1 protein-coding gene is annotated in these 8,468 nt (G+C 53.5%); it reads right to left on the bottom strand.

Annotated features, from left to right (window positions below; all coding sequences use genetic code 11):
- Positions 1-8,468, bottom strand: an 8,468-nt coding sequence (locus BM123_RS09580) for an SdrD B-like domain-containing protein (protein WP_139211826.1), incomplete at both ends; no start/stop codon positions are given.

Below are 8,468 nucleotides of genomic sequence, written 5' to 3'. Positions count from 1 at the left end.
GTGCCGTCAGCATCTCCGTTACAGAGAACGTCTGCATCAGCTACCGTGGCCGTTACGTCAGTAGGCTCGTTAACCGTGCCTTCTGCAATTTCAGTACAGCCATTAGCGTCAGTTACCGTCACCGTGTAAGTGCCAGCTACCAGGCCGGTTGCCGTAGCGTCGGTCTGTCCATTGCTCCACTCGTAAGTGTAGTCCGGAGTACCACCATTAACAACTACCGTCAGCGTGCCATCAGCATCTCCGTTACAGAGAACGTCAGTGTCAGCTACCGTAGCTTCAATGTCTGAAGACTCTTCGATTTCGAAGGTTTCATCGATCGTACAACCGTTGGCATCCGTAACAGTAACACTGTAAGTACCAGCCGTCAGATCAGACAGGTCTTCAGTAGCAGCGCCGTTAGACCAGGCGTAAGTGTAGTCAGGTGTTCCGCCACCGACCGTGATGTCGATAGAACCGGAAGCATCTCCGTTACAGCCAACCTCTACCGTCGTGCCCGTCAGGGTCAGTGCGGTAGGCTCGTTAACAGTGCCTTCTGCTGTTTCCGTACAGCCATTGGCGTCGGTTACCGTCACCGTGTAGGTGCCAGCCACCAGGCCGGTTGCCGTAGCGTCGGTCTGTCCGTTGCTCCACTCGTAAGTGTAGTCCGGAGTACCACCGTCAGCAACTACCGTCAGCGTGCCGTCAGCGTCTCCGTTACAGAGAACGTCTGCATCAGCTACCGTGGCCGTTACGTCAGTAGGCTCGTTAACCGTGCCTTCTGCAGTTTCCGTACAGCCGTTGGCGTCAGTTACCGTCACCGTGTAGGTGTCAGCTACCAGGCCAGTTGCCGTAGCGTCGGTCTGTCCGTTGCTCCATGCGTAAGTGTATGGTGCAGTACCACCGTCAGCAACTACCGTCAGTGTGCCGTCAGCATCTCCGTTACAGAGAACGTCTGCATCAGCTACCGTGGCCGTAAGTACTGCTGGCTCAGTCACTGTGTAAGTTGTTGTGAACGTACAAGTGTTAGCAGAAGTAACCGTTACAGTGTACTCACCAGCGGCAAGATTTACAAGCTCAGCAGTTGCTTCACCAGTTGACCAAGCGAAGGTGTATGGCTCAAGACCTCCGGTAGCCGTCAGGCTAATCGAACCAGTCTCATTTCCGTTACAATCAACATTCGTGATTTCAGGAGTAACGATCAGGTCACAAGTTGGTACAAGACCAGCATCGTAGCTAAGATCGCTTTCGCCTGACTCGAGATTAACAGGGACCATAGTCGTTCCGTCTGGGAAGTCAGAGTCCAAGTCGTCGTTTCCACCCTCGTCAACAGGAGAGAAGGTGTACCCGTCTACGTCTCCAACAGTGATGGAGTAATCGCCAGGCTCAAGATCGGTAAAGAGGTATTCACCATTGGTTCCGGTGGATACTTGATCGATCTGAGTGCCGTCTTCGTCGAAGAGTGTAACCGTCACACCTGGCAGGCCAGGTTCCGTTCCATCCATTGCTTGAATACCGTCACCGTTAGTATCAATGAAGACAAGGTCTCCAACTTCTGCCAACTGGTAGAATCCAGCATCGATGTCATTGTTGTTCGTTCCGTTCACAACGATAATGTCGTCAGACAATCCTGTAATCGGATCAGCATCACTATCAGTAGCCTCGTCTCCTGATGCATCTACAGGACTAGAGGTCCATAGAGTGCCGTCTGGGTTAACGAATTCTACCTGATACGTTCCTGGAGTCAGGTTAACAAACTCATACATACCCGTGATTGGATCTGTAGTTGTATTATCAATGATGACTCCGTTTCCGTCATAAAGGTTAACCGTTACGTTTCCGATTCCTGGTTCTCCATCATCCTGAATGCCATCAGCATTAAGGTCATTGAATACCTGGTCACCGATGCGTGCACAGTTGTCAGTACTGACGTTAACCGTAACACCATCCATGAAGTCTTGCTCTCCAGCGAATACTTCTTCGCCAGTATCCGGATTTACGAACCATAGATCAGCAGTATCCATTGCCATATTGACAAATGTTTCATCTAATGTCAGTGTGTACTGCCACATGAACTCCTCTCCGCAATCCAGAATTCCGTCTCCATCAGGATCGCTGGAAGCCACGAAGAATGCATCACCGGGAGTAAACTGGAAACCAGGCATAGCACTATCTGAGACTCGCAGGTTACGGAACTCCAATCCTTCAACAGGACAGAAGTTGTCACGGAAGCGACTGGTTAATGTGTACATAACCTCTTCACCTGGGCAGACATCAGTCTTATCAACAGTCTTCTCTACGTTAAGCCCTACGATGAATGTGATTGCGCTGTCTTCATCATCATCGTCAACGTTATCTCCAAGATCATCGTTGTTGTAATCTGACATTGGATCACTGTCAACATCATCTCCACTATCGCCGTTGATTTGAACCTGGTTGGTGATTACATCACCAATTCCAATTTCCGGCTCTTGTGCAAGACGGTACATAATCAAGAATGAAGTTGACTCTCCCGGTGCAAGTGATAGAACAGTGAATGATCCCATTCCTCCGCTTATTACATTGCCACCAGTCATTGATACGTCATCACTTTCATAGGTAATTCCTACATCGGAATCGTCCATTACTGAAGTATTTACCGCAGTTACGGTTCCTTCGTTGGTAACAGTAATTTCATAAGTAATAAGAGCTCCCGTACCTGTAGCGGGAGATCCGCCAGGAGCGATTGACTTATCAATTGCAAGGTCAAATACTTGATTAACTGGAACATCTACTTCGTCCTGATCGTCTTCGGTAGGAACATCGTTATCAGGAGTCGAATCGTTGTCATCACCATCATCCTCGATGATCTCAGCAACATTAGACAGACTAGTTCCTTCGAAGTCTTCGTCGATTTCGTAAGAAACGTTGAAGGTTACTGTTCCACCTTGTGTCAGAACATTGTTCAGCGTAAAGGTGCCATCACCATTATCGGTAACGTCTCCGCTGTTCAGCCCTACGTAAGTAAGTCCGGTTGCTGGACGATCTTCCACCACTACAATGCTGGCGTCAAGGCTACCCACATTGTTTACAGTGATATCGTAGGAGACAATACTACCCTGCTCGTAAGGACCAGCAGAAGTTACTGCTTTGTCCAGCTCAAGGTCGTAGGTCTGGCCTACTTCGATGTCAGTGCTGTCTTCATCATCGTCGTCGCCGTTGCCGTCGCCGTCTTCGTCCGTATCAGGACCAGTCGTCGGATCGGAGTCAACGTCGTCGCCGTTATCAGCTGTGATCTCAGCTGCGTTGTTCAGGCTCGTGCCCTGGAACGTAGCGTCGATGGTGTAGGTCAGTACGATGGTCTGCGTCTCACCCTGGGCAAGAGCAGCGATCGTGTAAACCGTCTCACTTACCTGAGTTACCGCAACACCGTCAGCATCAGAGCTTACGAAGGTCAGACCCTCCTGTGGAGTATCCGTTACTTCGATATCAGCAGCGTTCAGGCTACCGTCGTTCGTGATCGTCAGTGTGTACTCTACCGTAGAACCTTGCGTGTAAGGACCAGCAGAAGTTACTGCTTTGTCCAGCTCAAGGTCGTAGGTCTGGCCTACTTCGATGTCAGCACTGTCTTCATCATCGTCGTCGCCGTTGCCGTCGCCGTCTTCGTCCGTATCAGGACCAGTCGTCGGATCGGAGTCAACGTCGTCGCCGTTATCAGCTGTGATCTCAGCTGCGTTGTTCAGGCTAGTGCCCTGGAACGTAGCGTCGATGGTGTAGGTCAGTACGATGGTCTGCGTCTCACCCTGGGCAAGAGCAGCGATCGTGTAGATCGTCTCACTTACCTGAGTTACCGCAACACCGTCAGCATCAGAGCTCACGAAGGTCAGACCCTCCTGTGGAGTATCCGTTACTTCGATATCAGCAGCGTTCAGGCTACCATCGTTCGTGATCGTCAGTGTGTACTCTACCGTAGAACCTTGCGTGTAAGGACCAGCAGAAGTTACTGCTTTGTCCAACTCAAGGTCGTAGGTCTGGCCTACTTCGATGTCAGCGCTGTCTTCATCATCGTCGTCGCCGTTGCCGTCGCCGTCTTCATCCGTATCAGGACCCGTAGTCGGGTCAGAGTCAACGTCTTCGCCGTCGTCTTCGGTGATCTCAGCTGCGTTGTTCAGGCTAGTGCCCTGGAACGTAGCGTCGATGGTGTAAGTCAGTACGATGGTCTGCGTCTCACCCTGGGCAAGAGCAGCGATCGTGTAAACCGTTGGGGATACTTCCGTTACCGCAACACCGTCAGCATCAGAGCTTACGAAGGTCAGACCCTCCTGTGGAGTATCCGTCACCTCGATACCAGCAGCGTTAAGGCTACCGTCGTTCGTGATCGTCAGTGTGTACACAACCGTAGAACCTTGCGTGTAAGGACCAGCAGAAGTTACTGCTTTGTCCAACTCAAGGTCGTAGGTCTGGCCTACTTCGATGTCAGCACTGTCTTCATCATCGTCGTCGCCGTTGCCGTCGCCGTCTTCGTCCGTCTCAGGACCCGTAGTCGGATCGGAGTCAACGTCGTCGCCGTTGTCAGCTGTAATCTCGGCTGCGTTGTTCAGGCTTGTGCCCTGGAACGTAGCGTCAATGGTGTAGGTCAGTACGATGGTCTGCGTCTCACCCTGGGCAAGAGCAGCGATCGTGTAAACCGTTGGAGATACTTCCATTACCGCAACACCGTCAGCATCAGAGCTTACGAAGGTCAGACCCTCCTGTGGAGTATCCGTTACTTCGATACCGGCAGCGTTCAGGCTACCGTCGTTCGTGATCGTCAGTGTGTACTCTACCGTAGAACCTTGCGTGTAAGGACCAGCAGAAGTTACTGCTTTGCTCAGCTCAAGGTCGTAGGTCTGGCCTACTTCGATGTCAGCACTGTCTTCATCATCGTCGTCGCCGTTGCCGTCGCCGTCTTCGTCCGTCTCAGGACCCGTAGTCGGATCGGAGTCAACGTCGTCGCCGTTGTCAGCTGTAATCTCGGCTGCGTTGTTCAGGCTTGTGCCCTGGAACGTAGCGTCAATGGTGTAGGTCAGTACGATGGTCTGCGTCTCACCCTGGGCAAGAGCAGCGATCGTGTAAACCGTTGGAGATACTTCCGTTACCGCAACACCGTCAGCATCAGAGCTTACGAAGGTCAGACCCTCCTGTGGAATATCCGTTACTTCGATACCGGCAGCGTTCAGGCTACCGTCGTTTGTGATCGTCAGTGTGTACTCTACCGTAGAACCTTGCGTGTAAGGACCGGCAGAAGTTACTGCTTTGTCCAACTCAAGGTCGTAGGTCTGGCCTACTTCGATGTCAGCACTGTCTTCATCATCGTCGTCGCCGTTGCCGTCGCCGTCTTCGTCCGTCTCAGGACCCGTAGTCGGATCGGAGTCAACGTCGTCGCCGTTGTCAGCTGTAATCTCGGCTGCGTTGTTCAGGCTCGTGCCCTGGAACGTAGCGTCGATGGTGTAGGTCAGTACGATGGTCTGCGTCTCACCCTGGGCAAGAGCAGCGATCGTGTAAACCGTTGGGGATACTTCCGTTACCGCAACACCGTCAGCATCAGAGCTTACGAAGGTCAGACCCTCCTGTGGAGTATCCGTTACTTCGATACCGGCAGCGTTCAGGCTACCGTCGTTCGTGATCGTCAGTGTGTACTCTACCGTAGAACCTTGCGTGTAAGGACCAGCAGAAGTTACTGCTTTGCTCAGCTCAAGGTCGTAGGTCTGGCCTACTTCGATGTCAGCGCTGTCTTCATCATCGTCGTCGCCGCTACCGTCGCCGTCTTCATCCGTCTCAGGACCAGTCGTCGGGTCAGAGTCAACGTCGTCGCCGTTGTCAGCTGTAATCTCAGCTGCGTTGTTCAGGCTTGTGCCCTGGAACGTAGCGTCGATAGTGTAGGTCAGTACGATGGTCTGCGTCTCACCCTGGGCAAGAGCAGTAATCAGGTACGTCGTCTCAAGTAATTGGGTAACCGCAACACCGTCAGCATCAGAGCTTACGAAGGTCAGACCCTCCTGCGGAGTATCCATCACTGCAATGTTTGCAGCATCAAGGCTACCGTCGTTCGTGATCGTCAGTGTGTACTCTACCGTAGAACCTTGCTGGTAAGGACCAGCAGAAGTTACTGCTTTGCTCAGCTCAAGGTCGTAGATCTGCTCAACGGGGATGTCCACGTTGTCCTCATCATCGTCGTCGCCGCTACCGTCGCCGTCTTCGTCCGTCTCAGGACCCGTAGTCGGATCGGAGTCAACGTCGTCGCCGTCGTCTTCGGTGATCTCAGCTGCGTTGTTCAGGCTCGTGCCCTGGAACGTAGCGTCGATGGTGTAAGTCAGTACGATGGTCTGCGTCTCACCCTGGGCAAGGGCAGCGATCGTGTAAACCGTTGGAGATACTTCCGTTACCGCAACACCGTCAGCATCAGAGCTTACGAAGGTCAGACCCTCCTGTGGAGTATCCGTCACCTCGATACCAGCAGCGTTAAGGCTACCGTCGTTCGTGATCGTCAGTGTGTACTCTACCGTAGAACCTTGCTGGTAAGGACCAGCAGAAGTTACTGCTTTGCTCAGCTCAAGGTCGTAGATCTGCTCAACGGGGATGTCCACGTTGTCCTCATCATCGTCGTCGCCGCTGCCGTCGCCGTCTTCGTCCGTCTCAGGACCCGTAGTCGGGTCAGAGTCAACGTCTTCGCCGTCGTCTTCGGTGATCTCAGCTGCGTTGTTCAGGCTAGTGCCCTGGAACGTAGCGTCAATGGTGTAAGTCAGTACGATGGTCTGCGTCTCACCCTGGGCAAGAGCAGCGATCGTGTAAACCGTTGGGGATACTTCCGTTACCGCAACACCGTCAGCATCAGAGCTCACGAAGGTCAGACCCTCCTGTGGAGTATCCGTCACCTCGATACCAGCAGCGTTCAGGCTACCGTCGTTCGTGATCGTCAGTGTGTACTCTACCGTAGAACCTTGCTGGTAAGGACCGGCAGAAGTTACTGCTTTGCTCAGCTCAAGGTCGTAGATCTGCTCAACAGGGATGTCCACGTTGTCCTCATCATCGTCGTCGCCGCTGCCGTCGCCGTCTTCGTCCGTCTCAGGACCAGTCGTCGGGTCAGAGTCGACGTCGTCGCCGTCGTCTTCGGTGATCTCAGCTGCGTTGTTCAGGCTAGTGCCCTGGAACGTAGCGTCGATGGTGTAAGTCAGTACGATGGTCTGCGTCTCACCCTGGGCAAGAGCAGCGATCGTGTAAACCGTTGGGGATACTTCCGTTACCGCAACACCGTCAGCATCAGAGCTTACGAAGGTCAGACCCTCCTGTGGAGTATCCGTCACCTCGATACCAGCAGCGTTCAGGCTACCGTCGTTCGTGATCGTCAGTGTGTACTCTACCGTAGAACCTTGCGTGTAAGGACCAGCAGAAGTTACTGCTTTGCTCAGCTCAAGGTCGTAGATCTGCTCAACGGGGATGTCCACGTTGTCCTCATCATCGTCGTCGCCGCTACCGTCGCCGTCTTCGTCCGTCTCTGGGCCCGTAGTCGGGTCAGAGTCAACGTCGTCGCCGTCGTCTTCGGTGATCTCGGCTGCGTTGTTCAGGCTCGTGCCCTGGAACGTAGCGTCGATGGTGTAAGTCAGTACGATGGTCTGCGTCTCACCCTGGGCAAGAGCAGCGATCGTGTAAACCGTTGGAGATACTTCCGTTACCGCAACACCATCAGCATCAGAGCTTACGAAGGTCAGACCCTCCTGTGGAGTATCCGTCACCTCGATACCAGCAGCGTTAAGGCTACCGTCGTTCGTGATCGTCAGTGTGTACTCTACCGTAGAACCTTGCTGGTAAGGACCGGCAGAAGTTACTGCTTTGCTCAGCTCAAGGTCGTAGATCTGCTCAACGGGGATGTCCACGTTGTCCTCATCATCGTCGTCGCCGCTGCCGTCGCCGTCTTCGTCCGTCTCTGGGCCCGTAGTCGGGTCAGAGTCAACGTCGTCGCCGTCGTCTTCGGTGATCTCGGCTGCGTTGTTCAGGCTCGTGCCCTGGAACGTAGCGTCGATGGTGTAAGTCAGTACGATGGTCTGCGTCTCACCCTGGGCAAGAGCAGCGATCGTGTAAACCGTTGGGGATACTTCCGTTACCGCAACACCGTCAGCATCAGAGCTCACGAAGGTCAGACCCTCCTGTGGAGTATCCGTTACTTCGATACCGGCAGCGTTCAGGCTACCGTCGTTCGTGATCGTCAGTGTGTACTCTACCGTAGAACCTTGCTGGTAAGGACCAGCAGAAGTTACTGCTTTGCTCAGCTCAAGGTCGTAGACCTGCTCAACGGGGATGTCCACGTTGTCCTCATCATCGTCGTCGCCGCTGCCGTCGCCGTCTTCGTCCGTCTCAGGACCCGTAGTCGGGTCAGAGTCAACGTCGTCGCCGTCGTCTTCGGTGATTTCGGCTGCGTTGTTCAGGCTCGTGCCCTGGAACGTAGCGTCGATGGTGTAAGTCAGTACGATGGTCTG

Source organism: Neolewinella agarilytica (assembly GCF_900110645.1).
GTDB lineage: Bacteria > Bacteroidota > Bacteroidia > Chitinophagales > Saprospiraceae > Neolewinella > Neolewinella agarilytica.
Note: the sequence above shows the minus strand (reverse complement) of the source record. Positions and strands in the feature narration are given on the sequence as shown.